A 25291-nucleotide genomic window follows, 5' to 3' on the forward strand; every position below is an offset into this window, starting at 1 on the left:
GTAGAACGGACGGGGGATGCTCATGTTTGCCGGGCTCGGCTGGCCCCAGGCCTCTAATCCATCTTACTCCCGTCCGTTGCGTCGTGGTCTAAGTTTAAGCATCCGCTCAAACATAGGAGGCTCTAAGCTTAGATACTATTTTCTTAGAAGGATGCGGAAAGCTCAACGAGTCATAAATGCCGATTGTGTCTTGCTTGGTAATTGAATTGTGTGAAGTGGGTTTCGTTATTTGGCCAAAAACTGACGCCAGTAAGCTGGCTTCTTGCTGTTTATAATATCTCGAATCAGGAAGGTGATGCGGCAAAGGATGGGAGCAGCCTAAACAGTAAAAGCCCAGCACTAAGAGTAACGCGAATAATTTCATCAGATGATCAAAGGCTCGTTGCAGAATAGCCCAATCTAACCAGCAAAAACAAAAAAGCCGCCCCGGTCACCCGGGGCGGCTTTTTGTTTCTAACCGTCAGCGGCCGATTACAGGCCTTTGTCGCGGTTCAGGTCTTCGGCCGGGGCGCTGCCCAGGAAGGGGTAACGGTAGTCCACGGGCGGCACGAAGGTTTCCTTGATGGTGCGCGGCGACACCCAGCGCAGCAGGTTCAGGATGGAGCCGGCCTTGTCGTTGGTGCCGGAGGCGCGGGCCCCGCCGAAGGGCTGCTGGCCCACCACGGCGCCGGTGGGCTTGTCGTTGATGTAGAAGTTGCCGGCCGCGTGCACCAGCTTCTTGGTGGCCAGGTCCACGGCGTAGCGGTCCTTGGCGAAGATGGCACCGGTGAGGGCGTAGGGCGAGGTGCCGTCCACCAGCTCCAGCGTCTTCTCGAACTGCTGCGAGTCGTACACGTGCAGCGTCAGCACCGGGCCGAACAGCTCCTCGCACATGGTCACGTACTGCGGGTCCTGGGCCACCAGCACGGTCGGCTCGATGAAGTAGCCTTTCGACTTGTCGTAGCCGCCGCCGGCCAGGATTTCCACGCCCTCGTCGTTCTTGGCATTGTCGAGGTACTTGGCCAGCTTATCGAACGACTTCTCGTCGATAACCGCGTTGATGAAGTTCGAGAAGTCCTCCACGTCGCCCATCTTGAACGATTTCAAGTCTTCCACCAGGTAGCGGCGCACGTCGTCCCAGAGGTTCGACGGGATGTAGGCGCGCGAGGCGGCCGAGCACTTCTGGCCCTGGAACTCGAAGGCGCCGCGGCTGATGGCGGTGGCTACCTCCTTGGCGTTGGCCGAGTGGTGGGCCAGGATGAAGTCCTTGCCGCCGGTTTCGCCCACCACGCGGGGGTAGGAGCGGTACTTCGACACGTTCTCCCCGATGGTTTTCCAGATGCCGTTGAACACCCCGGTGGAGCCGGTGAAGTGGATGCCGGCGAAGTCGCGGTGCTTGAAGATGACTTCCCCGGCGGTGGGGCCGTCCACGAACACCAGGTTGATGACGCCGTCGGGCACGCCGGCTTCCTGGAACAGCTCCATCAGCACCTGGGCCGAGTAGATCTGGGTGTTGGCGGGCTTCCACACCACCACGTTGCCCATCATGGCCGGGGCGGCGGGCAGGTTGGCGGCAATGGAGGTGAAGTTGAACGGCGTCAGCGCGAACACGAAGCCTTCCAGCGGGCGGTGCTCCAAGCGGTTCCACATGCCGGGCGCCGACTCGGGCTGCTGCTGGTAGATCTGCTGCATGAAGTGCACGTTGAACCGGAAGAAGTCGATCAGCTCGCAGGCCGCGTCGATTTCGGCCTGGAACGCGTTCTTGCTCTGGCCCAGCATGGTGGCCGCGTTCAGCTTGGCGCGGTAGGGGCCGGCCAGCAGCTCGGCGGCTTTCAGGAAGATGGCGGCGCGCTCCTCCCAGGCCAGCTCCGCCCAGCGCGGCCGGGCGGCCAGGGCCGCGTCGATGGCCTGCTGCACGTGCTCGGCCGAGCCGAGGTGGAACTGGCCGAGGGTGTGCTGGTGGTCGTGGGGCGGGCTGATGCGCTGCACGTTGCCGGTGCGCACCTCCTGGCCACCGATGTACATCGGAATGTCGCGCTCCTGGCTTTTGAGCGTCTTGAGCATGGCTTGCAGCTCGGCGCGCTCCGGGGAGCCGGGTGCGTAGCCCTTCACGGGCTCGTTCTTGGGGGCGGGGACGTTGAAAAAGCCGTTGGCCATAGCGGGGAATGTCAGGGGGCTTGGTGAAGGCGGGGATTGAGCGGGCAAAGGTAAGATTTACACTCGGCCGAGCCGAAGCGGAGTATTGCTCACCCGAAGGATTCCGTACTTTGCGCTGCTACCCTGCTTCCCCTTATGCGCCGACTTGCTCCCGCTTTCGTGTTGTCGGCCCTGGCCGCTTGCACCACCGTTCAGCCGCTGCCGCAGTCAGCGGTTCCGGTCAGTCGGACCATTACGGTGTCGGGCTACGGGGAGGTCGTCACTTACCCGGACCTGGCGGAAATTACGGTCGATGTGTCGTTTGCCAAGCCGAAGCTGAAAGAGGCCACGGCTGAAACGCAGGCGGTAGTCGAGCAGGTAATTACGGCCTCGCTGCCTTTTGTGCGCTCCAAACAGGATGTGCGGGCAAGCTTCGTGTCGACCAGCAAAGAGTACGCCTACGAAAAAGACAGGCAGGTGCTGAAAGGCTTCTCCGCCACCCAATCGTTGACCATCAAGCTAACCAACCTGAACCAACTTGAAGCGTACATCGAAACCCTCCTCGAAACGCGCATCAACGGTATCCGCAACCTAAGCTACGCCCATTCCAAAGGCGACAGTTTGCAGCTGGAAGCTCAAACCATAGCCCTGCGCAATGCCCTGGCTACCGCCGACAAGATGTGCCGGACCGTTGGCGCCAAGCGCGGGCAAGTGTTGCAGATATCCGAACAGTCGACCAACAGCAGCGGCTCGATGGATTCGCCCTGGGGCGAAGGCCAGTCCGTGAACATGGGGCTGTACGGCAAGGGCATGGGCGGCCGTAGCTTCAAGCTGACGCCGGAGCTGATGCACTTTCGCGGCGGCGTGCAGGCCACCATTGAAATTCAGTAAAAGCAGCTACAAAAAGCCTTTCAACTCGCTCAAACAGCTGATTTCGTAGGTCACCTCGGCTGAGTGGCGGCGCTGGGCGGGGTTGAAGTACACTTGGTCGATGCCCGCGTTGTAGGCGCCCAGCACGTCGCATTCCAGGTTGTCGCCAATCATCAGGCTTTCCCGGGCGGTGGTGCCGGCGCGCTCCAGGGCGTGCTCGAAAATGCGGCGGTCGGGCTTCAGGCAGCCGCTGGACTCGGAGGTGACGACTTCCTGGAAATAATCGGTGAGCTGCGAGGAGGCCAGCTTGATGTGCTGCACGTCCTGGAAGCCGTTGGTAATCAGGTGCAGCGTGTACTTGCCCTGCAGGTAATCCAGCACCTCGTGGCAGTACGGAAATACGGCCGACTTCAGCGGCAGAATATCCGTGAACTGGGCCGAAATCTGCGCCGGAACCTCCGCTTCGGGCACGCCCAGCTTGTGCAGGCTGCGCACGAACCGAATGTCGCGCAGCTCTTGCTGGCTGATCTTATTGGCCTGGTACATGCGCCACAAGGCGTGATTCACTTCGCTGTAGCGGGCAATGAATTCTTCGACCGGGAAGCCGTAGCGGGCGAAATCGTGCAGCGCATAAAGGTGGCGCAGGGTTTCGTCGGCGTTTTTCTCGAAGTCCCAGAGCGTGTGGTCGAGGTCGAAGAAGAGGTGGCGGTAGGTTTTCAATTAAAAATCGAGAATTGAAAATTAAAAATTCTTCGGGCTGGTGGGGTTACGGCTCGATTTGCAACCGCTTCACCGGCTGATTGTTGCCCAGCTGCTGGGCCACGAGGTCGGCGGCGTCCTTGGGCTGCACGTCGCCGTACCAGATGCCCTCGGGATACACTACCAGGGCGGCGCCGGGGCCTTTCTTGCAGTGCTTGCACACGTCGAGGCAGCCCACGGTCTGCACCCGGTTTTTGCGCTTTTTGCCGCCGAGCAGCAGGCTTTTCAAGTCCTGCTTTTTCAGCTCTTTCTTGATGGCCTTGGCCACGTCTTTGCCAACCTCGCTTTTCTGGTTGGTGCAGATGAACAAGTGGTGCTGGTAGGTCATGGGTCAGGGGCGCGGCGTGCCGGTCCAGTGGCGGTTTTGCAGCTTATACGCGGCCAGCTCCCGGTTCGACCAGAGCGTCTGGTAGGTTTTCTGGTCTTTCACGAGTTGCTGGTCGCGCTCCATGTAGCCGAGCTGTTGCTGCAGCAGCTCGGCGTATTCGTCCTTGATGAAGTAGAACATCCAGTTGTCGAGCCGGCGAAAATTCACCAGACCTGCATTTTTCAGGGCGGATAATTGCCGGGAGACTTTCGTCTGGGTGAAATCCAGCACCTGCTCCAGGTCGGAAATGCACATTTCCTGGTTGCGCCAGAGCAAATGCAGGATTCTCACCCGCGACTCGTCGCCCAAGGCTTTATATAAGCCGAGGCCGAATGCAACGGAAAAGTGTTTGAGACGCATCTTTTGACCAGCCGCCGGGTTATGTAGCCGGCGGCCCCTGGCCACGAAGGTACGCCAGGGCCACCCGAAGCCCCGCGAAAGCGCCCTATCTTTGCTTATCCTGCAAACCGCTGACATGCCCCTGATTGCCCGTTTTCATTCCCTGTTGTTGTCGTTGCTGCTCGTGCTGGCCGCCGCGCTGCTGCCCGCCCGCAGTGCCCGGGCGCAGGGCCAGCGGCAGGTCGTCCAGTTTTCCGGCATCATCGCCACCGGCGACTCCTTGCTGGGCGTGCCCGGCGCCGCCGTATTCGTGCCCAAAGCCGGCCGCGGCACCAGCACCAATGCCTACGGCTACTTTTCCATCCCCGTGCTGGCCGGCGACTCCATCGTCATTCGCAGCCTGGGCTACCGCAACCAGTACGTGGTCATTCCGCCCGACTACCCGCGGCAGAGCTACTCGGTAATTGTGCAGCTCAAGGAAGACGCCACGGTGCTGCCCGAGGTGCGTATCTTTCCCTACGTGACCGAAAAGGACTTCAAGCGCGCCTTCCTGGCCCTGAAGCTGCCGCAGGAGCGCGGCACGGCCACCGCCGAAAACCTCAACGAGCAGATCATGCGGCGCATCTTTATGAACGCGCCCGTCACCAGCATGGCCAACTACCGCCAGACCATGCAGATGCAGCAGCTCGACCAGCAGCGCAAGTACGGCACCGCCCCCAATCCCTACAGCAACAACCCGCTGCTGAACCCCTTCAGCTGGCTGCAGCTGATCAACCAGATCAAAAACGGCGACTTCAAGAAGAAGGACGAATAGCGCGGCCGGCTCACCCCGCAGTCATTGCGAGCGAACCGAAGGTCGACGTAGTCAGGCGAAGCCCGCGCCGGAAGGCCTAGCCAATCTTTCTTCCAGTTAGGAGAAACGCTACAAGAAGCACCGCCCGAAACCAGTATCTGTGGTTTCGGGCGGTGCTGTTTTGGTTACTGCCAGTGGAACCGTTGGGCTGCCAGAGGAAGGATTGGCGACGCCTGCCGGCGGGTGCTTTGGCTACGCCCCGCAACGACAACCCCCCAAACCCTACGGTGAGCCTCCTTGTTGTAAAGAGTGGTGCGTAACCAGCCGCGCGGTTTCTCGGTAAAGCCTGACCAGGCCGCCATGTGCCACCGCGGGTCTATCTGGGCCCGCCTAAATATCAGGTTTGCCCTATGGACACGAACCTTCCCAAATCGGCGCACCCGCGCCTGGTTATCATCGGCTGCGGCTTTGCCGGCCTGCGCCTGGCGCAGGCGCTCAAGCACGACCCGGTGCAAATCGTGGTCATCGACCGCCACAACTACCACAACTTCCAGCCCCTGCTCTACCAGGTGGCCACCGGCGCCCTGGAGGCCGACAGCATTGCCTACCCGATCCGCAAGATCTTCGCCGGGCAGAAAAACTTCTTTTTCCGCCTCGCCGACGTGGAGCAGGTGAACCCCGACACCAAAACGGTGCACACCAACATCGGCGACATCGGCTACGACTACCTGGTCATTGCCACCGGTTCGCTCACCAACTTCTTCGGTATCGAGAGCGTCGAGCGGAATGCCATGCAGATCAAGAGCATTCCGAATGCCCTGAACCTGCGCAGCTACATCTTCCAGAACTTCGAGAAGGCGCTGCTCAAGGACGACCCCGAGCAGCGGCAGGCCCTGCTCAACATCGTGGTGGTGGGCGGCGGCCCGACGGGCGTGGAAATCAGCGGCTCACTGGCCGAAATGCGCCGCACGGTGCTACCCAAGGACTACCCCGAGCTGGACCTCTCGCAGATGAAAATCATCCTGGTGGAGGCCGGGCCGGCGCTGCTCGGGCCGATGTCGAAACAGTCGCAGGACGACGCGCTGGGCTACCTGCAGAAGCTGGGCGTGGAAGTGCGCCTGAACACCGGCATCAAGCGCTTCGAGGACTGCCGCGCCTACTACTCCGACACCGAGTTCATCCCGACGGAAAACCTGATCTGGGCGGCCGGTGTGAACGGGGCCGCCCTGCCGGGCCTGCCCGAGGCCACCGTCACGCGCAACAAGCGCATCAACGTGAACCGCTGGAACGAGGTGGAGGGCCTGCCGGGCGTCTTCGCCATCGGCGACGTGGCCAACATGGTGACCGAGGACATGCCCAAGGGGCTGCCCATGCTGGCCCCGGTGGCCCAGCAGCAGGCCGACCACCTGGCCCACAACCTGCGCCGCCTCGCCAAGGGCCAGCCGCCCGAGCCGTTCAACTACCTCAACAAGGGCGTCATGGCCATCGTGGCCCGCAACAAGGCCGTGGTTGATTTGCCCAAAAACGTGCATTTCAACGGCTTCTTCGGCTGGCTGACCTGGCTGTTCGTGCACCTGATGACGCTGGTGGGCTTCCGCAACAAGGTGGTGGCCTTCATCGACTGGGCCTTCAGCTACTGGAACTCCGACAAGGCCCTGCGCCTGATCATCCGCCCCTTCAACCGCCGCGACATGAAGGACGACAAGGGCAAGCGCGCCGCCGAGCACCAGACCGCCACGCCCCAGTACAACCCCACGCCGCCCGCCATCCAGACGCCCGCGGCCTGATAGCAAGTGGTAAACTCCTGAAGTGACCCGCTTTATTCGGGCAAGTGTTCCTGGCACTTGCGCACACCCGACAAAACACAGCAAGGCCCGCCAGCGAATGTTGGCGGGCCTTGCTGTGTGAAAGCCGACGCTTAATTGGGCGCTGCGGGCGACTTCTCAGCGCAGGCTGTGGCCGAGACATTGCTCAGCGTGTACTTGGTCATGCCCGAGGGCGCGTCGTTGGCCAGGCACTGCAGCTCGGGGCCCGTGCCACCCCGCGTCAGGTTGAAGTACAGCTTGGTGCCTTGCTGCGTGAGGGCGCCCAGCTCGGTATAAGTGGACACGACGTGCTGGTAGGTTTTGACGCCGGTGCCGTCGAAGTCGAACTGAATCGTCTGGCCTTCCTGGGAGTTGTGGAGCTGGATGAGCGTGCCGGCCATGCAGGTCTGGCGCAGCACCGTGCCGCTCACGCAGACCGGGGGGCACGTCGGCTCTACCGGTTCAATGCAGGTTATCAGGTTGCAGCTGCTGGTGAGCAGCGACAGGGCAGCCAGCGGCGCCCACAGCAAGGGTGTTTTCATTGGAATAAGCAGGTTGGTGAGGATGTAGCTCAAGGAGCTGCTACCCACCCGCTTTCGTTGCACCTATCACATAAAAATGTGAAACGCCGCGGGGCCCCGACGTTTTGCCCAGACCCCGCGGCGCTACCCCGCCCCGGCTACAGCGCGTACTCGGCCAGGGCGCGGCTGATGTCGAGGATGTTCTGGTCGTTGCGGAAGGTCTTGCTGATGGGCTCGGCCGCCCCGCGAATCCAGATTTTCAGCTCCGCGTCGAGGTCGAAGTGGCCGGTGGTTTCGGTGCTGAACCGCTCGATGCTGCGGTAGGGCACGCTCAGGTATTCCTTCTTCTTGCCCGTCACGCCCTGCTTGTCGAGCAGGATCAGGCGCTTGTTGGTGAAAATAATCTGGTCGCGCAGGATGGCGTAGGCCTTTTCCACCCGCTCGTCGGAGGCCAGCAGGCGCTCCAGGTCCTGCTGAATTTCCTGCGCGTCGTGTTCGGAAGCGTTGCCGAGAAGGCCGTCGAAAATGCTCATGGGGTTGGGGAATGGATGATGAGGCTGGTAAGCTACGGGATAGTGCTGGCAGAAGGCCCTTACACGCCCTCAAAAAGCTCATCCAGCACTTCGTCCAGGTAGTCAATGCCCAACGAAACCACGGCTTCGGACGGATTGGCTTTGACCAACTGCCAGTGATGCTGAATGCTGATTTTTTGCGCTAGCGTGACGTTAAACGCCTGTTCTTGTAAAGCAACATTGGCCGTGAATGATGCTTCGGCGCCGTGATAGAAGATAATCAGCATGATTTCCTCCAGCAAGTCAGCGCAGTCGAACTGCAACAGCGCGTACACGATGGAGCCGTTGTTGTCCACGTGTTCCGGCTTGAAGATGGCCCGGAGCAGCGCGGGCACCGCTTGTGGGTTACCAATATCGGCTAGGCCATAAGCGGCCTGATTGCGCAGCAACGCATTGGGGTGCTCCAAAAGGCTCAAGTAGAAGGCTACTACTTCAGAACTGCCTAGGGCCGTGAGTTGCTGGAAGGCCGAACGAGCAATGGGCCAATCCTCCACAAAAACCAAGGCTTGTAATGGCGCGACAGAGCTAGACGGCATCAGGATAGTATTACTCAATCAGCTTCACGACAAAGAAAACAGCCGGACCCGCTGCGGGCCCGGCTGTTTCAAAACTAACCGAAAAGGCGAAGCCGAACTACCGCCCGCCGCCGGTGCTGCCACCGCCCTGCTGCGGCTGCTGCGACGAGACGTTGCGCTGCTGCATGGGGTTGGGCGTGGCCTGCTGCTGCTGCTGAAACAGCTCGAAGCGCGAGGGCGCCAGCTTGCGCGGGAAGCCGTTGTTGGAAAGGTCCGTGTCGGCCGTCTGCAGGTAAGGGTCGAGGGTGAAGGAGGCCACCGGCTTTTCGGTCACGAACACCTTGGTCACCTCGGCGTTGTTGCGGCGCCAGATTTCGGCCGGGATGTTCACCACTTCCTGCGTGCCGTCGTTGTAGGTCATCTGCACCACCACCGGCATCACCAGGCCGCCCAGGTTCCGCAGGTTCACCTGGTAGAAGTTCAGGCCCTTTTTCAGGGTTTCCTGCTGCTCGGGCGAGAGCGTGGCCACGTACTTCTGGTACTTGGCCTGGTCGGCCGCCGACACGGCCAGCGCGTCGTAGCCGTTGTAGAAGTCCTTCAGCTCGGGGCGCTCATCCACCAGCGTTTTGGGAATGTCCTGCAGGTTGCGCTGCTGCGAGAGGCTCTGCGGAGCGGCGTTTAGCTCCTCGCGGCGGCGGGCGTTTTCCACCTCCGGGTTTTTCGAGTCCACCTTGTACCAGCTCACGCCCTCGATGCTCAGATCCGTGTGCTCGGTGCCGTAGAACCAGCCGCGCCAGAACCAGTCGAGGTCGACGCCCGAGGCGTCTTCCATGGTGCGGAAGAAGTCGGCGGGGGTGGGGTGCTTGTAGGCCCAGCGCTGGGCGTAGGTCTTAAAGGCGTAGTCAAACAGCTCGCGGCCCATCACCGTCTCGCGCAGGATGTTCAGCGCGGTGGCGGGCTTGCCGTAGGCGTTGTTGCCCAGCTGCAGCACCGATTCCGAGTTGGTCATAATCGGGTTCTGCAGCTTCGGGTCCATGACCATGTAGGGCACAATCTGGCTGGGCTCGCCGCGGCGCGAGGGGTAGCCCCGTTCCCATTCCTGCTCGGCCAGGTACTGGCAGAAGGTGTTCAGGCCCTCGTCCATCCACGTCCACTGCCGCTCGTCGGAGTTGACAATCATGGGGAAGAAGTTGTGGCCTACTTCGTGAATCACCACCGAAATCAGCCCGTACTTGGTGGCCGCCGAGTAGGTGCCGTCCTTCTCCGGGCGGTAGCCGTTGAAGCAGAGCATGGGGTACTCCATGCCGCCGATGGAGCCGTGCACCGAAATGGCCACCGGGTACTGGTAGGGCACGGTGCGCTTGGAGTAGGAGCGGATGGTGTGCGCCACCGACTGCGTGCTGTACTGGCCCCACAGCGGGTTGGCTTCCTTGGGGTAGTACGACATGGCCAGCACCGGCTTGCCCTCCACGCTCAGCCCCATGGCGTCCCAGATAAACTTCCGGGACGAGGCCCAGGCAAAGTCGCGCACGTTCTTGGCCGCGTACACCCAGGTTTTGGTGCCCTTGGCACGGCCCTGCTCGGCCTTGGTCGCCTCGTCCTGCGTCACGATGACGACGGGTTTGGCGGCCGTTCGGGCCTGGGCGAGGCGCTGGCGCTGCGTGCCCGTGAGCACCTGCTCGGCGTTCTGCAGCGTGCCGGTGGCGCCCACCACGTGGTCGGCCGGGGCGGTGATGCTCACGCGGTAGTCGCCGAAGGGCAGCGTGAACTCGCCGCCGCCCAGGAACTGCTTGTGCTGCCAGCCGTTCACGTCGTCGTAGACGGCCATGCGCGGGTAAAACTGGGCAATTTCGTAGAGGTAGTTTTTGTCCTCGGGGAAGAACTCGTAGCCCGAGCGGCCGCCCAGCTTTTTCTGGTCGTTCACCGTGTAGTGCCACTTCACCGTGAAGGTCACGGCCTGCTTGGGGGCCAGCGGCCGGGGCAGGTCCACCCGCATCATGGTGTAGTTGACGGTGTGGGGCAGCTGGCCCGACGCGCCCTTCAGGCGGATGTCGTCAATCTTGAACGAGCCGTCGAAGCCGCTGCGCTGAATGTACTCCAGGGCCCCGAACGACATCCGGTCGCGCAGCTCGGCGGTCTGCGTCAGCGCCGTCATCGAGTTCGGCGCGTAGATGTTCGCGTCGAGCTGCAGCCAGAGGTAGCTGAGCTTGTCGGGCGAGAGGTTGGTGTAGGTGATGTCCTCCGAGCCGGTGATGCTCTGGTTGTCGTCGTTGAGCGTGACGCGGATGTTGTAGTCGGCGCGCTGCTGCCAGTAGTCCCGGCCGGGGGCGCCGGAAGCGGTGCGGAAGGTGTTGGGCGTGGGCAGCTCCGTGCCGAGCTGGGCAAATTTGTCGGTGCCGGAGTGCATCGGCATCGTTGGCTGCTGCGCCAGCGCCGGAGCGGCTAGCACGGCCCCCAGGCCGGCGGCGAGAAGTAAGCGGAAACGCATACGGTGGAAAAAGGGCGAAAAGGAATCAGCAAGATAATACGCCGCCCGGCAACGCGCGGGGAAGCCCCCACTGGCCGGGCATCTTGGCGGAAGCCAAGGACGCCGGTAACGTGCCAGGGCTGCGCGGCGCCACTGGGTAAAGGGACGCCGCCGCGAAAAGGTGCCGGTGCCGGCCGCAAAATCCGCGCGGCGGCACCGCGTAACGTGTTCGGCTGCTGGGCTGTAACAGAATAACTTTTATGTTCTATATTCACTGTATCGGGTTCTTTTTTCATCCTATCCTATGCGTACACTCCTACCTACCGACCTTGCCCGGGCGGGCGCCGTGGCCACTGCGCTGCTGCTGGGCCCCGCGGCCCTGGCGCAGGGGCCCGTCGTGGTCAGCACCTTGCCGGCCCGCCACGCCCCCAGCGCCCCACCCACGACCGGCGTGGGCATCACCTTCTCGCAGGTCATCAGCGCCGCCTCGGCCGTCGGCGTGCGCGTGTTTGGCAGCCAGCGCGGCGGCCTGCGGGCCGGCAGCGTCGGCGGTGGGGGCACCAGCACCATTCAGGTGCAGCCCCAGCAGGCATTTGCGCCCGGCGAGGAGGTGAGCGTGACGGTGCCGGCCACGGTGCAGGGCACGAATGGCGCGGCGGCGACGCCCTACGTGTACCGCTTCACGGCCGCCGCCGGGCCGGGCACGGGCCGCTTTGGCGGCACGGCCAACCCGACGGCAAACGGCTACTACCGCAGCATACGGCTGGCCGACTACAACCAGGATGGTAACCTCGACCTGCTAACGCTGGACGCGCAGGGCCAAAGCGTTATCCTGAGCCCCGGCGACGGGCGCGGCAACTTCGGCAACGCCGGCAGCCCGGCCTACGTCACCGTTGGCACCAACCCCGACTACCTCGTGCCGGCCGACATGAACAACGACGGCAAGCTGGACGTGGTAGTGACCTGCAGCGGCGGCGTGAACCGGGCCATCGTGGTGCGCCTGGGCGACGGGGCGGGCGGCTTCGCCAACACCCAGACCACCTCGGCCCTCCCGACGGCCACGCCGGCCATCGGTCTGGCGGTGGCTGACATCAACGGCGACGGCAACCTGGACGTGCTGACCACCAACGGGGCCTATACCCCGACCACCGCGGGGCGCACCGTGAGCGTGCGCCTGGGCGACGGAACCGGCAACCTGCTCGGCACCACGGACCTGCCCATCGGCCCGAACAACTGCTCCCTGGCCGTAGCCGACGTCAACAACGACGGCCAGCTGGACCTGGTGCTGGCCGACCTCGTGCAAAACACGCTGCAGGTGCGTCTGGGCAATGGCAGCGGCGACTTCGCGCCGGCGGGCGCGCCCGTTGCCGTGGGCGGCCGGCCGACCAGCCTGGTGCTGAGCGACCTGAACCACGACGGGCTGCTGGACGTGGCCACCGCCAACGCGGCCGACAACACCGTCAGCCTGAGCCTGGGCACCGGTACCGGCCGCTTCGCGGCCGCCACCACGCTGCCCCTGACGGCGGGCCGCACGCCGGTGAAGATGCTGGCGGCCGACGTGGACGGCGACGCGGACCTGGACCTGCTGGTGGCCAACAGCGGCAACACCGCGCCCTTCGTTGCCGACGTCGTCAACGTGTTGATCAACGACGGCACGGGCAGCTTCACCGCGGCGCCCGGCGTGAGCATCGAACGGGGGCCGGTCGAGCTGGCCGTGGGCGACCTGAACAACGACGGCGCCCTGGACCTGGTCACGGGCAACGTGTTCAACTTCACCATGAGCATCCGCCTGAATCAGCGCGTGCTGGGCGCGCACGCGGAGCAGCCGGCGCTGGCGGTGGCCGCCTACCCCAATCCCGCCCACGACGAACTGACCCTGGAGCTGCCAGCGGCGGCCGGCGCAGCAGCGGTGCAGCTGCTGAACGCGCTGGGCCAGTCGGTGCGCGCCTACGCCCCGGCCGCCGGGCGCCGCACGCTGGCGCTGGCCGGGCTGCCCGCCGGGGTATACGCCGTGCGCGTGACGGGCCCGGCCGGCACCGCCGTTCGCCGGATCGTGGTGCGCTGAGGATAACCCCAACGGCCCCGGCCGGAGCGCCGACGCTGGCGGCCCCGGCTGGGGCCATTTTCAGCGCGTCAGGCGCCCGTAAGCTGGTTCAGCAGCAGCACGGCGGCAATGCCGCCGGCCGCGCCGCTGACCACCAGCAGCCAGTCGCGGCGCGGGGTGCCCAGGCCGCGCAGCACCAGAAAGCCCACGAGCAGAATCAGCCCCACGATGAGCAGCTGGCCGATTTCGACGCCTACGTTGAAGCTCAGCAGCTCCAGCACCGGGCGGCTTTGCTGGCCCAGCAGCTCGCGCAGGTAGTTGGAGAAGCCCAGGCCGTGGATCAGCCCGAAGCCGGCCGCCAGCGCGTTGGTCGGCGCCCACAGCACCGACTCGGGCCGGCGCCGGGGTGGGCGGCTCAAGCCGGCGCGCCCGGCCTGGCGCAGGTTGGCCGCGCAGGTCAGCAGGATGGTCACCGGAATCAGGGCCTCGATGACGGCCGGCGGGAACTGCACGACGCCCAGCGTGGCCAGCGCCAGCGTGAGCGAGTGGCCCAGCGTGAAACTGGTGACCAGCGCCACCACGCGGCGCCAGTCGCCGAGCACGTAGGGGGCGCACAGGGCCAGCAGAAACACGAGGTGGTCGTAGGCCTGCAGGTTGAAGATGTGGAAGAAGCCGAGCTGGAGGTAGGTCTGAAACACCGACATGCCGCAAAGCTAGTTCCGCCCCCGGTATCGGCCGGCGGCGCGCATCGGCAAGTGGCCCGGCCGCGTATCTTGCGCTGATAACCTGCCCGCCCACCTATGCGCAAGCAACTCTTCGTGACCGGAGTCCTGCTGCTGGCCGCCCTCGGCGCCCGCGCCCAGGATACGCCCGTGCTGCCCGCCGTGCCCCAGCCCCCGCCCGACCCCACGCTCGTCAACCCCGCTACCGACTCGGCTCAGGCCGTGCGCAACCTCTTTCGCAAGCGCCGCAACGGCGGCACGGCCTACACCAGCGTGGGCGGACTGGTGCTGGCCACCGGCGTGCTGGCCGGCCCCTTTTCCCTGGGCGCCCCCGAATCCGTGGCCATATCGGTGCCGTTTCTGGCGGTGGGCGTGGGCAAGCTGGTGCGCTTCGGCCACAAAAAGGAAAACGCCATCATCAAGCAGTACCAGGCCGGCAAGCCGCTGCCGGCGGCGGTGCGCAAGCGGCTCCGCCAGGAGCACTTCGAGCCGGCCCGGTAAAACAAGATTGCACATACAAAAAGCCCCGCCGGCACTGCCGACGGGGCTTTTCTGGTTTCCGGCCGGGCCGCTTACTCGCGCACCACGCGGCGTAGGTCAGCGCCGCCGTCGGTGCGCACGCGCAGCAGGTACACGCCGGCGGGCTGGGCCGTCAGGTCCACCGTCACGGTGCGCTGGCCGGGAGCCACGGCCTGCTCGCGCACCACCTGGCCCAGGGCGTTGAGCACCGTCAGGTGAGCCGCCTTGGCGTAGCCGCTCAGCTCCAGCGTCAGGCGGCCGTCGTGGGTCGGGTTCGGGAACACGCTCAGCGAGGAGCCGGCCAGCGGCTTGCCGGCGGCCGTTACGGTGAGGCCGGTCGAGGCCAGCGAGGCGCAGCCGCCGGTGCCGGTTACCACCACGGTGTAGGCACCGGGGTTGGCCGTGCCGTTGGCCGTGTAGGTCTGGCCGGTGGCGCCGCTGATGATAACCCCGTTGAGGTACCACTGGTTGCCGGTAGCGGCCGAGCTGGTCAGGATGGCCGTGCCGGGCGTGGTGTACTGCACCGTCACCGTCGGCTGGGCCGGGCGCGGGCTGATGGCAACCGTGGCCGTACTCGTCACGGCGGCGCAGCCGCCGGCCGCCGCTACCGTGTTGGTCACGGTGTAGGTGCCCGCCGTCGAAGCCGTCAGGTTGATGGCGCCCGTCGTGGCGTTCAGGCTCAAGCCCGTGGTCGAGGTGAACGTGCCGGCCGTAGCGCCCGCGCCGAGGGTGGCGTTGAGGGTGCCCGGGGAGCCGGCGCAGAGGAAGCCCGCCACCACGTAGCCAAACGAGGCGGTAGCCGGGGCGGTAATCGTGACCTGCGCGGTGCTGGTGGCAGCGGCGCAGCCCCCGGCGGCGGCCACGGTGTTGGTTACCGTGTAGGTGCCCGGGGTCGAGGTCGAGGGCGTGATGGCGCCGGTGGTGGCGTTAATCGTCAGGCCGGTGGTCGAGCTGAACGTGCCGGCCGTGGCGCCAGTTGTCAGCGTCGGAGCGGCGGCGGCCGTAGCCGAGGTGCAGAACGAGGTGGCGGCGTAGCTGAAGCCCGCCGCCGCCGGAGCCGTGATGGTCACGGTGGTCGTGCTGTTGCAGGTGCCCGAGGCAGCGTAGGTCACGGTGTAGGTGCCGGGCGTCGAAGCCGTCAGGTTGATGGCGCCCGTCGTGGCGTTCAGGCTCAGGCCGGTGGTCGAGGTGAACGTGCCGCCCGTAGTGCCCGTGACGGTGGGAGCGGGGTTGGTGCCCGACTGGCAGAAGGCGCTGGCCGCGTAGCTGAAGGCCGCGTTGCAGGCCGCCGGGGTCAGGTCCTGGCCGGTCACGTACACGTTCTTGAGCATGGCGTAGCGGCCGGCGCTGGTGCTGCCGCAGCTGTAGTAGAGGCGGAACGTGAGCGTCTGGCCGGCCGTCAGCGTCACGCCGGCGGCGCCGGCGAAGGAGAGGCGGTAGGTGTTGCTGGGGCCGGCCGTCTGGTTGGCCAGCAAAATGGGGGTGGCGAAGGCGCCGTTGGCCGTGCTCTGCAGCCCGCCCGCCGGCCCGCGCCCGCCGATAACGTCGGCCGAGTCGGAGGCAAAGCCCGAGCGCGACCAGACCACCGCCAGCTTGGTGTTGCTGCTGGTGTTGTAGAAGGCCGTGGTGAGGACCAGCGAGTCGAGGCGGATGGTTTTGCCGGCCGCCGCCGTCACCGTGAACTGCTCCGCGAAGCGGCGGTTCAGGTTGCCGCCCGGGCCGCCCACGGCCGTGCCCCACGACCCGTCGCCGTTGGCCGTCGTGCCGAAGGCCTGGCCGAACACGTTGGAATACGCCCGGATGGCTGGCACGGTCGTGCCGTTCGATCCGTAGAAATTGCGCAGCGTCGGGGTGCTGGCTGTCACGGCGGGCACGCGCACGGCGGTGCTGTCTTGGTTGCCGGCTTTCAGCGGCCACCACTGCAGCGGGGCCGATACCGGGGCGGTGGTCGTCACGGCGTTGCCCGTCACGGCCACCGTCTGGGCCGCAGCGCCGGGGCTGGCGTGGCCGATGGTGCCGGCGTAAGCCCCGGCCGCGCTGGCGTTCAGCCGTACGCTGATGGTCATGTTAGCCAAGGTGTTGGCCGTGGGCGTCAGCACCAGGGGCGCGGCGCTGGTGTACCAGTTGGTGCCGCCGTTGGCCGATACCTCGTAGCCCGCCGGCGGAGTTACCGTCACGTTGCCGGTCAGGTTCACGCCGCCGAGGGTGTAGCTCTGGGTGGCCGAGGGGCCGCCGGCGTACTGCGTAAACGCGCCCAGGGTGCCCGTCACGCTGATGGTCTGCACGCTCGATACCTGAATGGTTTCGGTGGTGTGCGTGGCCGCGCCGGCCTTGGAGGCGCGCAGGTAGTAGTAGTACGCCGTGCCGGAGGCCGGCAGCGCGTCGGTGGTCGAGAAGTTGATGGTCGAGTCGTTCGGCGCCGTCACCTCGTAGATCTTGCTGAAGGTGGTGTTGTCGGCGGAGCGGAACAGCTCGTACTTGATCTGGCTCAGGGCCCAGCTGATGTTCCAGCTCAGGGTGGCCTGCGAGGCGCCCTTCACGGCGCGGAAGTTCGACACGGCAATGTCCGGGGCGGCGCCGGTGCAGAAGCCGGTGGCCACCGCGCACGGGTCCCAGGTGCCGAACAGGCTGGCGCGGCTGTAGGCGGCCGTGTCGGCGGCCGTCAGCTGCTGCGACCAGCTCGCGCGCTGGGCGGTGGGCACCAGCGTGCCCGCGTAGTACTTGCTGCGGAACTCGGCGTAGGTAATCAGGCTGGTGTTGGTGCCCGCGTCCCAGGTGGTCCAGCCGGCCGGCTGCAGCAGGCCCGCGCCCACCGTGCTGTTGATAAACACGGTTTTGTTGTTGGCCAGCGGCGACGAGCCGGTGGAGTTCTGCCACGGGCGGCCCAGGAAATACAGCGTGCCGCCGGTGTTGGCCGGCAGCTTGGTTTTCTTGAACACGTAGCCGTAGGCCTGGCCCGGGGGCGTGTTGGCAGCGGTGATAAACGAGCTGCCGGCCGCGGTACGCGCCTTGGCGTACACCACGCAGTTCTCGAACAGCGCTACCGACGAGCCGAAGATGAAGTCCACGTTGCCGTCGATGTAGCAGTCCTTGAAGTAGTGGCGCGGCGTGCCGTTGCCCTTGGTGTAAAGCGTGTCCTGGTTGCCGAGGAAGCGGCAGTTCTTGAACGCGGCGCGGTCGGCATTCAGCAGCACGGCCACGGCCTGCGTGCCGTCGCCGTAGGAGTTTTCAAAGGTGATGTTCAGGGCCGAAAAATCGTCGGCATTCACCGCAAAGCTGGCCGAGTTCTGGGTGCCCACCGTGCCGCCGCCCGGCAGCGCGTTGCTGGCCCCGTCGTCGTAGGTCAGGATGGTATTGGCCACGCTCTCGCCCACCAGCTGCAGGAAGGGCTTGTTGGCGGGCACGCTGATTTTCTCCTTGTAGCGGCCGTTTTTGATGAAGATGGAGTAGACCGCGGTGCGGCCCGTCGGGGCGGCGTTGATGGCGGCCTGCACCGTGGTATAGTTGCCGCTGCCGTCCTTGGCCACCGTCACGTCGTAGGCCAGCAGCCGGGAGCTGAGGCCCGAGAGTAGCAGCAGACACAAAGTCAGCCAGGACCAGCGCAGGGCCGTGGTCGGCCTGGGCAGGGTAGAGGTTTGGAGCATGCAGAATGCGGGTTAGGGTGAGAATCAACTGAATATTAGCCTCCCGCAACCCGCATTCAGCGCGGCCCGCCAAGCCTTTATTTGCGCAATCGATGTCGGGAACGTTGCCGGAACAACCCCGTTCCGCGTCGGCGTGGGTGAGTGCTTACTCTTCCTCTCCCAAACGTTGCCGGACGCCGAAGCGCGAGCTGGCCCAGCCCCGCCGCTGATTCCGGCCGGCAGCCCCGCCGCCCCGGGGCAGATCCGGCTCAGGGCCAGGCACGGTGGCCCGGGGCGCCGCCCAAAACGGGCCCGCAACCCAACCTTTGGGCCGGCAACGGACTCCTGACCGTAAATCACCCCTGCCGATGCGCGTGAGCTACCCCCGATTCCCCCGCTTGCTTAGTCCGTTACTGATCATGTTGCTGTTCATCTGCAGCCGCCCGCCCGAGGCCGCCGCGCAGCACCGCCCACTGCTACCGGCCGCCGGGCGCGGCCACACCCTCGAAGACACCGTGCAGGCCGTGCGCCGGCTGTTCAACGGCCACGACGCGGCCAGCACGTCCGGCTTGGCCGTCGGCGTGGGCGGGCTCAGCGTCATCGGCGTGGGCGCGCTCATGCCCGCGCCCTTCGGCAACCCCGGCCTCCGGGGCAATTTCATTGCCACCGGTGCCCTGGCTACCGGCGTCGGGGCGGGGCTGTCGTTGCGGCGCATGCTGCGCTTCAGCCCCAAGCACCGCGACGAAGTGCTGGCCGCCTACCAGCAGGGCGAGCCGCTGCCGCCCTACGTGCGCCGCCGCCTGCGGCCCGAGCATTTTCAGCCCGGCCGGTAGCGCCCCGGGGCCGCGCGGCGGCCCAGCCAATAGCTGCCCGAATCAGACTTCGTGCAGCTGCGCCTAAATGGCCAAACAGCGGCCCTGGGGCTCCAAGGTGGGTAGCGGCTGGCCGCGGGGCTGACATCCTGCCCTGGGCCTGGCCAGCCAGCGGCTTGGCTGCGGGCGCTATCTTCCGGGCACACAGTTACGCTATTCCATGAAACTCTATCTACTCCTGGCGGGGCTGCTGGCGTCGGGGCTGGCCAGCCGCGCCCAGACGCCCGCGCCGGCCGCTGCCCAGGCCGCCGCGCCCACTCCGCAGCTCGCCCCCCGGGCCGATACCGTTGCGGCCCTGCACCGGCTGTTTGCCCGCCGGCGTCGCCAGTTCCTGGTTATCGGCGCCGGCGGCGCCGCGCTGAGCATCGGTAGCAGCATTGTCTGGAGCCGGGTGGCCGTGGAAACGAGGACCGGGGGCAGCATTATCAGACCGCTGTTTCCGCCCGAGACTTACCCCATCATCGGGGTCAGCGTCGGCATCGGCTTTGGGATTGTGGGGGCGGCGCTGGCCGGCGACTTCGGCCCCCGGCGCGAGGCCGAAACGGTGCGGCGCTACGAGGCTGGCCACCCGCTGTCGGCCGCCCTGCGCCGCCGCCTGAGGCTGCGCTGACGCGCCCCGGCCCGCCCCACAAGCACCTGCGCGCCCGCCGTCACCGCCCGGGCCCGGTGGGGAAGGCGACGTTGTCCTGCGCGCGCAAAGACCAGCCCCGCCGCGGCCAACCAGTGGTCAGTCGCGGCGGGGCTGGTCGGCAAGCGGCGAAATGCCGGCGCGGCGGCCGGGTAGCCGGCGCCCGGCCGGCCGCTAGAAGCGGGTCTTGACGATGGCGAAGCGCGGCGCGGTGGGCTGGTAGGGGTAGAGCACGTAGGCGTCGTTGCTGCGGCGCGTGATGGTGGTGGGGCTGACCGCGCCGGTGACAAAGGAGCCGGTGGCAGCGGCCGTGGCCCAGCCATCGGTGCTGCCGAGGCGGTACACGGTGCCCTGGCTGCCGGCCACCACCAGCAGCGTCTGGTTGTCGGACAGCAGCAGGCCGTCGGCCCCGGCCAGGTTTTGCGTCGTGGTGACGCGGGTGAAGCCGGCCGGGTTGCTCAGCGGCACCTTGAAGAGGCTGCCGTCGCTGGTTTTGGCCACCAGCAGGTAGCCGTCGGGGTGGTACACGATGCCGTTCAGGCCGAAAGTGGTGCTGCTCAGCTGCGCGTTATCGAGCAGGACGGTGGCGTTGCCCTGCAGATCCAGCTTGTAGATAACCGGGGCGAAGCTGTCGGTGATGTAGGCGTTGCCCTGCGCATCGACGGCAATGTCGTTGGCGAAGTGCTGCGAGTAGGCAGCGGCTTTGCTGCCCAGGTCGGTGTAGGCGAGCAGGTTGCCGGTGGTGGCGTTGAAGACGGCCACGGCTGCCAATTTGCGCTGCGTGGCGGGCGAGGTGCGGGCGGGGTTGAAGTTGTTGTCGGCCACGGCGGCCAGCACGCGGTTGCGGCCCGCGTCGAGGTGCAGCCCGATGGTCGAAATCAGCCGCGCGTCGTCGGCCAGGGCGGTGTAGGTGCTGTCGTCCTTCACCGTGATGATGCGGCCCTCGCGGCGGGAGCTAACGATAAAGCGCTGGTTGGCGGCGTCCCACTGAATGCCTTCGGGGTGCGAGGCCGCCAGCGGCACCGTGATTTTGTCGGGCGTGGCGGGTATTTCCACCGGGTCGTCGTCGTCGTTGGAGCAGCCGGGCAGCAGCGCCAGCAGCGGCAGCAGCACGACGAGCAGGCGCAGCAAGCGGGGCAAAGAAGGGGCAGCGGGCAGCTGGGGTAAAAACGGGTGTTGCATAAATGCGGCGTTTGGAGTCAGGGTATTAATCTGCTGACTATACGCTCATTGGCCGCATTCGGTCGGGCTGCCTGCACGCGCTGCCAAAACAAGCGGCCTGGTGGCCCGCCTCCAATGGCGGGCCGCCAGGCCGGCAGCGGCGGCAAGCGGGGCTAGGGCTTGCGGAAAATCAGCGTGCTGTAGCTGTCGGTCTGGTCGCCGCCGGTAAAGCTGCCCTGCAGCCCGTAGCCCTGGGCAAAGAGCTTGTCGAAGAGCACCTGCAGCTGCCTGGCGTTGTACTCCTGGCTTTTCTTGCCCGCCACAGTTTCGATTTTGCCGGGGCCGTAGGTGATAATGGCCTGGTTCCAGCCGCCGGATTCGCGCCCCCGCACTACGGCCGTGTTGCCCGAAGTGGTTTAGGCCTGGGCGGGTGGGCTGCCCCACAGGCTGAGCGCGGCCAGGCCGCAGGCAAGAAGAAGCTTTTTCATGGCAGAAGCGGGGACCAGGGTGGGCGCTACCCCGGGTAAAAAGTCCGCCAGCGCAGCCGCGCGACGCAATGACTTCCGGCCGGTCGGCTCACGCCCCGGGCCCCTGGGGCAGGCCGAGCAGGTACAGCTTCCGGGCCTTGCCTCCCAGCAGGCCGGTTTCCCAGGTGTAGTCGGCTGCCTGCAGGCCTTCGAGCAAGGTCCTCATGTCGTCCAGCGTGTAGGTGCGGGCGTTGGAAACGGCGCCGTCCCAGGCAAAGCACAGGGGAATAACCGGCAGCACGTAGGTGAAGAACAGCTGCCGGATGGTGAGGGGCCGGACGAAGGGCGTGAGCAGCAGCGCCAGCAGGAAATTCGGCAGCAAAGCCACCCACCACAGGCCGATGGGGAAGCTGTTGTCGCTGATTTCGTACACGCAGATCGGCTGGCGCTGCTGCTGAGCGTCTTGCAGGATGCCCCGGGCCACGGCCGGGCGCATGTGGTGCAGGCTGCAGATCATGGTGCGCACCCCGCGCAGCTCCACGTCCACGCGCGTGGCGTCGACGGCGTGGGTTTGGTAGCGCAGGGCCGGGTCGTCCCCTGCGTTGATGGCCGCGGCCAGTTCCCGGTTGGGGTACAGGTCCGTCATGGTCAGCCGCAGGTGGCCGCGGCCGGGCTGGGCTTTCAGGGTTTGGTACACCTCCAGCATCGGCCCGCCGCTGCCCGAGCACAGGTCCACGATGGTGGCGGTATCGGTGTGGGCCAGGGCCCGGCGTAGCAGTTCCTCCAGGTGAGCAGACGAGCCCAGGAGCCGGTGCATGACCACAATCAGCCGCGTCAGGCCGGTGCGCAGCCCGTGGGGAAACCAGGCAAAGTCCTCGAACTCAAACAGGTGAATGCGTTTCATCGTGGCGGGCCGCTTGCGAAGACGGATTTGCGGGGGCAACCTACAAAAGCATACTCGTTATGGCATAGTGAATTATATATGTTTTTTGGCGGGTAAAAGACCGCACCCGCACGGTGGCGCCGGAGCATTGGCGCTGAGAACAGCCGTGGCATCGGTACCGCTGTCGGGCAAGCTGTCAACTCCACCTTCCCGCGGAAACGCCCGGTACGGCGCTTACGCGTACCACTTGCCAGGGCGCGGGCCATTCAGCTTTTTGAGCCCACGGCTAGGCCGTGCTCATCAAAAAGGCCCCGCCGGCAAGCTGCCGACGGGGCCTTTCCCATAAATCAAGCTCCTGCTTACTCCACGGCCGGCATTTCCACGTTCACGAAGCGAATCTGCCCGTCCTGCAGTTCGGCTTCCACCACGGCGTCCTTCGAGACTTTGCCCGAGAGGATTTCCTTGGACAGCTCGTTCAGAATCAGCCGCTGCAGCACGCGCTTCAAGGGGCGGGCACCGAAGGTCGGGTCGAAGCCCTGCTCGCCGAGGAAGTCGAGCACCTCGTCGGTGGCTTCCAGGCGGATGCCGGCTTCTTCCAGCCGCTGCTGGATCTGCCGGAACTGGATGTCGACGATTTTGCGGATTTCCTTGCGCTTGAGCGGCTGGAACATCACGATTTCGTCGATGCGGTTCAGGAACTCGGGGCGCATGTGCTGCTTGAGGCGGTCCACCACTTCCTCGCGGGTGCGGTCCACCACCTCGTCGTGGTTGTACTCGTTCAGCTCCTTGAAGTTCCGCTGAATGATGTCGGCCCCGGTGTTGGAGGTCATGATGATGATGGTGTTCTTGAAGTTCGCCACCCGGCCCTTGTTGTCGGTGAGGCGGCCGTCGTCGAGCACTTGCAGCAGGATGTTGAACACGTCCGGGTGGGCCTTCTCGATTTCGTCGAGCAGAATTACCGAATAGGGCTTGCGGCGCACCGCCTCGGTGAGCTGCCCGCCTTCGTCGTAGCCCACGTAGCCGGGAGGCGCCCCGATCAGGCGCGACACGGCGTGGCGCTCCTGGTACTCCGACATGTCGATGCGCACCATCGCGTTGTCGTCGTTGAACAGGTACTCGGCCAGGGCCTTGGCCAGCTCCGTCTTGCCGACGCCGGTGGTGCCCAGGAAGATAAACGAGCCGATGGGCCGCTTGGGGTCCTGCAGGCCGGCGCGGGAGCGGCGCACGGCGTCGCTGATGGCCATAATGGCTTCCGACTGGCCGGCCACGCGCTTGCCCAGCTCGGCTTCCAGGTTCAGCAGCTTCTCGCGGTCCGACTGCAGCATCTTGCTCACCGGAATGCCGGTCCATTTGGCTACCACTTCAGCAATGTCCTCGTGGGTCACCACTTCCTGCAGCATCGAGCCGCCGTCCTTGTTGGCGTTGGCCTGGTCCTGCAGCTCTTTCAGCTTGGCTTCGGCTTCCTGAATCTTGCCGTAGCGCAGCTCGGCCACGCGGCCGTAGTCGCCCTGGCGCTCGGCCTGCTCGGCTTCCATCTTAAACCGCTCGATGGCCTCTTTCTGCTCCTGGATGTCGTTGAGCACGTTTTTCTCCGACTCCCAGCGGGCTTTCAGCGAGTCGCGCTTGTCACCCAGCTCGGCCAGCTCCTTGTTGAGCACGGCTTCGCGGTCCTTGTTGTCCTCGCGGCGGATGGCCTCGCGCTCAATCTCCAGCTGCATGATGCGGCGCTGCACCTCGTCCAATTCCACGGGCATGGAGTTCAGCTCGATGCGCAGCTTGGCGGCGGCTTCGTCCATCAGGTCAATGGCTTTGTCGGGCAGAAACCGGTCGGTGATGTAGCGGCTCGACAGCTCCACGGCGCTGATGACGGCGTCATCGGTAATGCGCACGCCGTGGTGCAGCTCGTACTTCTCCTTGATGCCGCGCATGATGCTGATGGCGTCCTCGATGGTCGGCTCGTCCACCGTCACGGCCTGGAAACGGCGCTCCAGGGCCTTGTCCTTCTCGATGTACTTCTGGTACTCCTTGAGGGTGGTGGCGCCGATGGCGTGCAGCTCGCCCCGCGCCAGGGCGGGCTTGAGCAGGTTGGCCGCATCCATGGCGCCCTCGCCGCCCGCGCCGGCCCCGATCAGGGTGTGCATCTCGTCGATGAACAGGATGATCTGGCCCTCGGCGTCGGTGACTTCCTTGATGACGGACTTGAGGCGCTCCTCGAACTCGCCCTTGTACTTGGCGCCGGCGATGAGCAGGCCCATGTCGAGCGACATGATGGTTTTGTCCTTCAGGTTCTCGGGCACGTCGCCGGCCACGATGCGCTGGGCCAGGCCCTCCACGATGGCGGTTTTGCCCACGCCCGGCTCGCCGAGCAGCACGGGGTTGTTCTTGGTGCGGCGGCTCAGGATCTGGAGCACGCGGCGGATTTCCTCGTCGCGGCCGATAACCGGGTCCATCTTGCCGGTGCGCACCTGCTCGTTGAGGTTGCGGGCGTAGCGGTTCAGGCTCTGGTACTGGTCCTCGGCCGACTGCGAGGTGACCTTGCGGCCCCCGCGCAGCTCCTGGATGGCGGCTTTCAGGTCCTTGAGGTTGAAGCCCGTGTCCTTGAGCAGGGAGGCCACGCTGTCCTTGCCGTCGACCAGGGCCAGCAACAGGTGCTCCACGGAGATGAATTCGTCGCCGAACTCCTTGAGGAAGCCGTTGGCGCGCTGCACGGCGGCGGCGGCTTCGTTGGCGAGGTAGGGCGAACCGCCGCTTACCTTGGGGTAGCCATTGACAATGGCATCCAGGCGCGGGGTGAGGATGTTCAGGTTGACGCCGAGCTTCTTGGCCAGAAACCCGGTCACGTTTTCATCCACCTGAAAGATGCCTTTCAGGAGGTGGCCCGTCTCGATGGCCTGCTGCTGGAGGCCGCCGGCAATTTCGGTGGCCTTCTGCACGGCCTCCTGGGCCTTGATGGTGAAGTTGTTGAAGTTCATAACGCTAAGTCTCGTTCGGGTGCTTTGGTCTAAAGCTGATACGGGCTTAGCAAAGGATGGGCTAAAGGGAATATTCGGACTTTTTGTCCGGTTTTGAGACTTTGACGGATGTTGTTTATGTAGTTTTGGCAGAAACTCGCAAATAAGTGGGTATATATGCAACGAAAGGGCCTAGTACCAACTAGGTCCTTTCGTTGCATATATACCCACTTATTTGAGATTTATTGCCTTGTTATTCAGGGTTTCCTCTAACTAGATATTAAAATTAATTGAATTA

The 25291-nt window shown here is 65.1% G+C and carries 21 protein-coding genes; 7 read left to right on the top strand and 14 right to left on the bottom strand.

Going from position 1 to position 25291, the window contains the following annotated elements; translation table 11 throughout:
* Nucleotides 1-471: 471 nt before the first annotated feature.
* Nucleotides 472-2136, bottom strand: a complete 1665-nt coding sequence (pruA, locus tag DLM85_RS19820) for an L-glutamate gamma-semialdehyde dehydrogenase (protein WP_111479918.1) — start codon at nt 2134-2136, stop codon at nt 472-474.
* A 135-nt stretch (nt 2137-2271) separates the two neighbouring features.
* Between pruA and DLM85_RS19825 the strand changes: the two genes are divergently transcribed.
* Complete coding sequence (locus DLM85_RS19825; RefSeq protein WP_111479919.1) at nt 2272-3006, top strand: SIMPL domain-containing protein; 735 nt, start codon at nt 2272-2274, stop codon at nt 3004-3006.
* Nucleotides 3007-3012: 6 nt separating this feature from the next.
* On the opposite strand, the gene DLM85_RS19830 is transcribed toward DLM85_RS19825, so the two are convergent.
* From DLM85_RS19830 to DLM85_RS19840, 3 genes are read right to left on the bottom strand one after another with little or no spacing between them, the layout of a single operon-like run.
* Complete coding sequence (locus DLM85_RS19830; RefSeq protein ID WP_111479920.1) at nt 3013-3705, bottom strand: YjjG family noncanonical pyrimidine nucleotidase; 693 nt, start codon at nt 3703-3705, stop codon at nt 3013-3015.
* Nucleotides 3706-3751: 46 nt separating this feature from the next.
* Entirely contained in the window at nt 3752-4072 is a 321-nt protein-coding gene (locus tag DLM85_RS19835) for a (2Fe-2S) ferredoxin domain-containing protein (RefSeq protein WP_111479921.1), read from the bottom strand.
* Nucleotides 4073-4075: 3 nt separating this feature from the next.
* Nucleotides 4076-4471, bottom strand: a complete 396-nt coding sequence (locus tag DLM85_RS19840) for an ArsR/SmtB family transcription factor (RefSeq protein WP_111479922.1) — start codon at nt 4469-4471, stop codon at nt 4076-4078.
* A gap of 115 nt (nt 4472-4586) precedes the next feature.
* Between DLM85_RS19840 and DLM85_RS19845 the strand changes: the two genes are divergently transcribed.
* Together DLM85_RS19845 and DLM85_RS19850 are read left to right on the top strand one after the other, a co-directional pair.
* Nucleotides 4587-5264, top strand: coding sequence for a carboxypeptidase-like regulatory domain-containing protein (locus tag DLM85_RS19845; protein WP_111479923.1), 678 nt, complete (start codon nt 4587-4589; stop codon nt 5262-5264).
* 389 nt (nt 5265-5653) lie between these two features.
* Nucleotides 5654-7030 carry an NAD(P)/FAD-dependent oxidoreductase gene (locus tag DLM85_RS19850; RefSeq protein ID WP_111479924.1) on the top strand — a complete coding sequence of 459 codons (1377 nt, stop codon included), beginning with the start codon at nt 5654-5656 and terminating at the stop codon, nt 7028-7030.
* A gap of 131 nt (nt 7031-7161) precedes the next feature.
* Here the strand turns inward: DLM85_RS19850 and DLM85_RS19855 are convergent, their stop codons facing one another.
* The 4 genes from DLM85_RS19855 to DLM85_RS19870 form a co-directional block, all read right to left on the bottom strand.
* Complete coding sequence (locus DLM85_RS19855; RefSeq protein ID WP_133257162.1) at nt 7162-7590, bottom strand: hypothetical protein; 429 nt, start codon at nt 7588-7590, stop codon at nt 7162-7164.
* A 137-nt stretch (nt 7591-7727) separates the two neighbouring features.
* On the bottom strand, nt 7728-8102 hold the full coding sequence (locus DLM85_RS19860) for a PH domain-containing protein (RefSeq protein WP_111479926.1): 375 nt from the start codon (nt 8100-8102) through the stop codon (nt 7728-7730).
* 59 nt (nt 8103-8161) lie between these two features.
* Nucleotides 8162-8677, bottom strand: coding sequence for a HEAT repeat domain-containing protein (locus DLM85_RS19865; protein WP_111479927.1), 516 nt, complete (start codon nt 8675-8677; stop codon nt 8162-8164).
* 97 nt (nt 8678-8774) lie between these two features.
* On the bottom strand, nt 8775-11144 hold the full coding sequence (locus DLM85_RS19870; RefSeq protein WP_111479928.1) for a M1 family metallopeptidase: 2370 nt from the start codon (nt 11142-11144) through the stop codon (nt 8775-8777).
* Nucleotides 11145-11427: 283 nt separating this feature from the next.
* Here DLM85_RS19870 and DLM85_RS19875 point away from each other — a divergent pair, with 283 nt between their 5' ends.
* A complete protein-coding gene (locus tag DLM85_RS19875; protein WP_111479929.1) occupies nt 11428-13188 on the top strand; it encodes an FG-GAP-like repeat-containing protein in 1761 nt (586 codons plus the stop codon).
* A gap of 68 nt (nt 13189-13256) precedes the next feature.
* Here the strand turns inward: DLM85_RS19875 and DLM85_RS19880 are convergent, their stop codons facing one another.
* Nucleotides 13257-13871: a HupE/UreJ family protein gene (locus tag DLM85_RS19880; RefSeq protein WP_111479930.1), complete on the bottom strand. Its 615-nt coding sequence runs from the start codon at nt 13869-13871 to the stop codon at nt 13257-13259.
* Between the two features lie 96 nt (nt 13872-13967).
* On the opposite strand from DLM85_RS19880, the gene DLM85_RS19885 reads away from it, so the two are divergent.
* A complete protein-coding gene (locus DLM85_RS19885; protein ID WP_111479931.1) occupies nt 13968-14390 on the top strand; it encodes a hypothetical protein in 423 nt (140 codons plus the stop codon).
* A gap of 71 nt (nt 14391-14461) precedes the next feature.
* On the opposite strand, the gene DLM85_RS19890 is transcribed toward DLM85_RS19885, so the two are convergent.
* Nucleotides 14462-18052, bottom strand: a complete 3591-nt coding sequence (locus DLM85_RS19890; RefSeq protein WP_111479932.1) for a pectinesterase family protein — start codon at nt 18050-18052, stop codon at nt 14462-14464.
* Between the two features lie 398 nt (nt 18053-18450).
* On the opposite strand from DLM85_RS19890, the gene DLM85_RS19895 reads away from it, so the two are divergent.
* Nucleotides 18451-18864, top strand: a complete 414-nt coding sequence (locus DLM85_RS19895) for a hypothetical protein (protein WP_111479933.1) — start codon at nt 18451-18453, stop codon at nt 18862-18864.
* Between the two features lie 199 nt (nt 18865-19063).
* Entirely contained in the window at nt 19064-19513 is a 450-nt protein-coding gene (locus tag DLM85_RS19900) for a hypothetical protein (protein ID WP_111479934.1), read from the top strand.
* 192 nt (nt 19514-19705) lie between these two features.
* Here DLM85_RS19900 and DLM85_RS19905 read toward each other — a convergent pair whose 3' ends face one another.
* The 4 genes from DLM85_RS19905 to clpB all read right to left on the bottom strand — a co-directional run bounded on the left by DLM85_RS19905 (nt 19706) and on the right by clpB (nt 25014).
* The gene (locus DLM85_RS19905) at nt 19706-20671 is read right to left on the bottom strand and encodes an SMP-30/gluconolactonase/LRE family protein (RefSeq protein WP_165822220.1); all 966 of its coding nucleotides are present in this window, start codon (nt 20669-20671) and stop codon (nt 19706-19708) included.
* Between the two features lie 194 nt (nt 20672-20865).
* Nucleotides 20866-21084 carry a hypothetical protein gene (locus DLM85_RS19910; protein WP_111479936.1) on the bottom strand — a complete coding sequence of 73 codons (219 nt, stop codon included), beginning with the start codon at nt 21082-21084 and terminating at the stop codon, nt 20866-20868.
* 184 nt (nt 21085-21268) lie between these two features.
* Nucleotides 21269-22063 carry a hypothetical protein gene (locus tag DLM85_RS19915; RefSeq protein WP_111479937.1) on the bottom strand — a complete coding sequence of 265 codons (795 nt, stop codon included), beginning with the start codon at nt 22061-22063 and terminating at the stop codon, nt 21269-21271.
* Nucleotides 22064-22401: 338 nt separating this feature from the next.
* A complete protein-coding gene (clpB, locus tag DLM85_RS19920; protein WP_111479938.1) occupies nt 22402-25014 on the bottom strand; it encodes an ATP-dependent chaperone ClpB in 2613 nt (870 codons plus the stop codon).
* Between the last annotated feature and the right edge of the window lie 277 nt (nt 25015-25291).

Origin of the sequence: Hymenobacter edaphi (assembly GCF_003258365.1) — a bacterium.
Taxonomy (GTDB): Bacteria; Bacteroidota; Bacteroidia; order Cytophagales; family Hymenobacteraceae; genus Solirubrum; species Solirubrum edaphi.

What these genes read in the sequence shown, in the direction of transcription:
- pruA (WP_111479918.1), bottom strand. Translation starts at nt 2,136, where the DNA reads ATGGCCAACGGCTTTTTCAACGTCCCCGCCCCCAAGAACGAGCCCGTG.
- DLM85_RS19825 (WP_111479919.1), top strand. Translation starts at nt 2,272, where the DNA reads ATGCGCCGACTTGCTCCCGCTTTCGTGTTGTCGGCCCTGGCCGCTTGC.
- DLM85_RS19835 (WP_111479921.1), bottom strand. Translation starts at nt 4,072, where the DNA reads ATGACCTACCAGCACCACTTGTTCATCTGCACCAACCAGAAAAGCGAG.
- DLM85_RS19840 (WP_111479922.1), bottom strand. Translation starts at nt 4,471, where the DNA reads ATGCGTCTCAAACACTTTTCCGTTGCATTCGGCCTCGGCTTATATAAA.
- DLM85_RS19845 (WP_111479923.1), top strand. Translation starts at nt 4,587, where the DNA reads ATGCCCCTGATTGCCCGTTTTCATTCCCTGTTGTTGTCGTTGCTGCTC.
- DLM85_RS19850 (WP_111479924.1), top strand. Translation starts at nt 5,654, where the DNA reads ATGGACACGAACCTTCCCAAATCGGCGCACCCGCGCCTGGTTATCATC.
- DLM85_RS19855 (WP_133257162.1), bottom strand. Translation starts at nt 7,590, where the DNA reads ATGAAAACACCCTTGCTGTGGGCGCCGCTGGCTGCCCTGTCGCTGCTC.
- DLM85_RS19860 (WP_111479926.1), bottom strand. Translation starts at nt 8,102, where the DNA reads ATGAGCATTTTCGACGGCCTTCTCGGCAACGCTTCCGAACACGACGCG.
- DLM85_RS19865 (WP_111479927.1), bottom strand. Translation starts at nt 8,677, where the DNA reads ATGCCGTCTAGCTCTGTCGCGCCATTACAAGCCTTGGTTTTTGTGGAG.
- DLM85_RS19870 (WP_111479928.1), bottom strand. Translation starts at nt 11,144, where the DNA reads ATGCGTTTCCGCTTACTTCTCGCCGCCGGCCTGGGGGCCGTGCTAGCC.
- DLM85_RS19875 (WP_111479929.1), top strand. Translation starts at nt 11,428, where the DNA reads ATGCGTACACTCCTACCTACCGACCTTGCCCGGGCGGGCGCCGTGGCC.
- DLM85_RS19880 (WP_111479930.1), bottom strand. Translation starts at nt 13,871, where the DNA reads ATGTCGGTGTTTCAGACCTACCTCCAGCTCGGCTTCTTCCACATCTTC.
- DLM85_RS19885 (WP_111479931.1), top strand. Translation starts at nt 13,968, where the DNA reads ATGCGCAAGCAACTCTTCGTGACCGGAGTCCTGCTGCTGGCCGCCCTC.
- DLM85_RS19890 (WP_111479932.1), bottom strand. Translation starts at nt 18,052, where the DNA reads ATGCTCCAAACCTCTACCCTGCCCAGGCCGACCACGGCCCTGCGCTGG.
- DLM85_RS19895 (WP_111479933.1), top strand. Translation starts at nt 18,451, where the DNA reads ATGTTGCTGTTCATCTGCAGCCGCCCGCCCGAGGCCGCCGCGCAGCAC.
- DLM85_RS19900 (WP_111479934.1), top strand. Translation starts at nt 19,064, where the DNA reads ATGAAACTCTATCTACTCCTGGCGGGGCTGCTGGCGTCGGGGCTGGCC.
- DLM85_RS19915 (WP_111479937.1), bottom strand. Translation starts at nt 22,063, where the DNA reads ATGAAACGCATTCACCTGTTTGAGTTCGAGGACTTTGCCTGGTTTCCC.
- clpB (WP_111479938.1), bottom strand. Translation starts at nt 25,014, where the DNA reads ATGAACTTCAACAACTTCACCATCAAGGCCCAGGAGGCCGTGCAGAAG.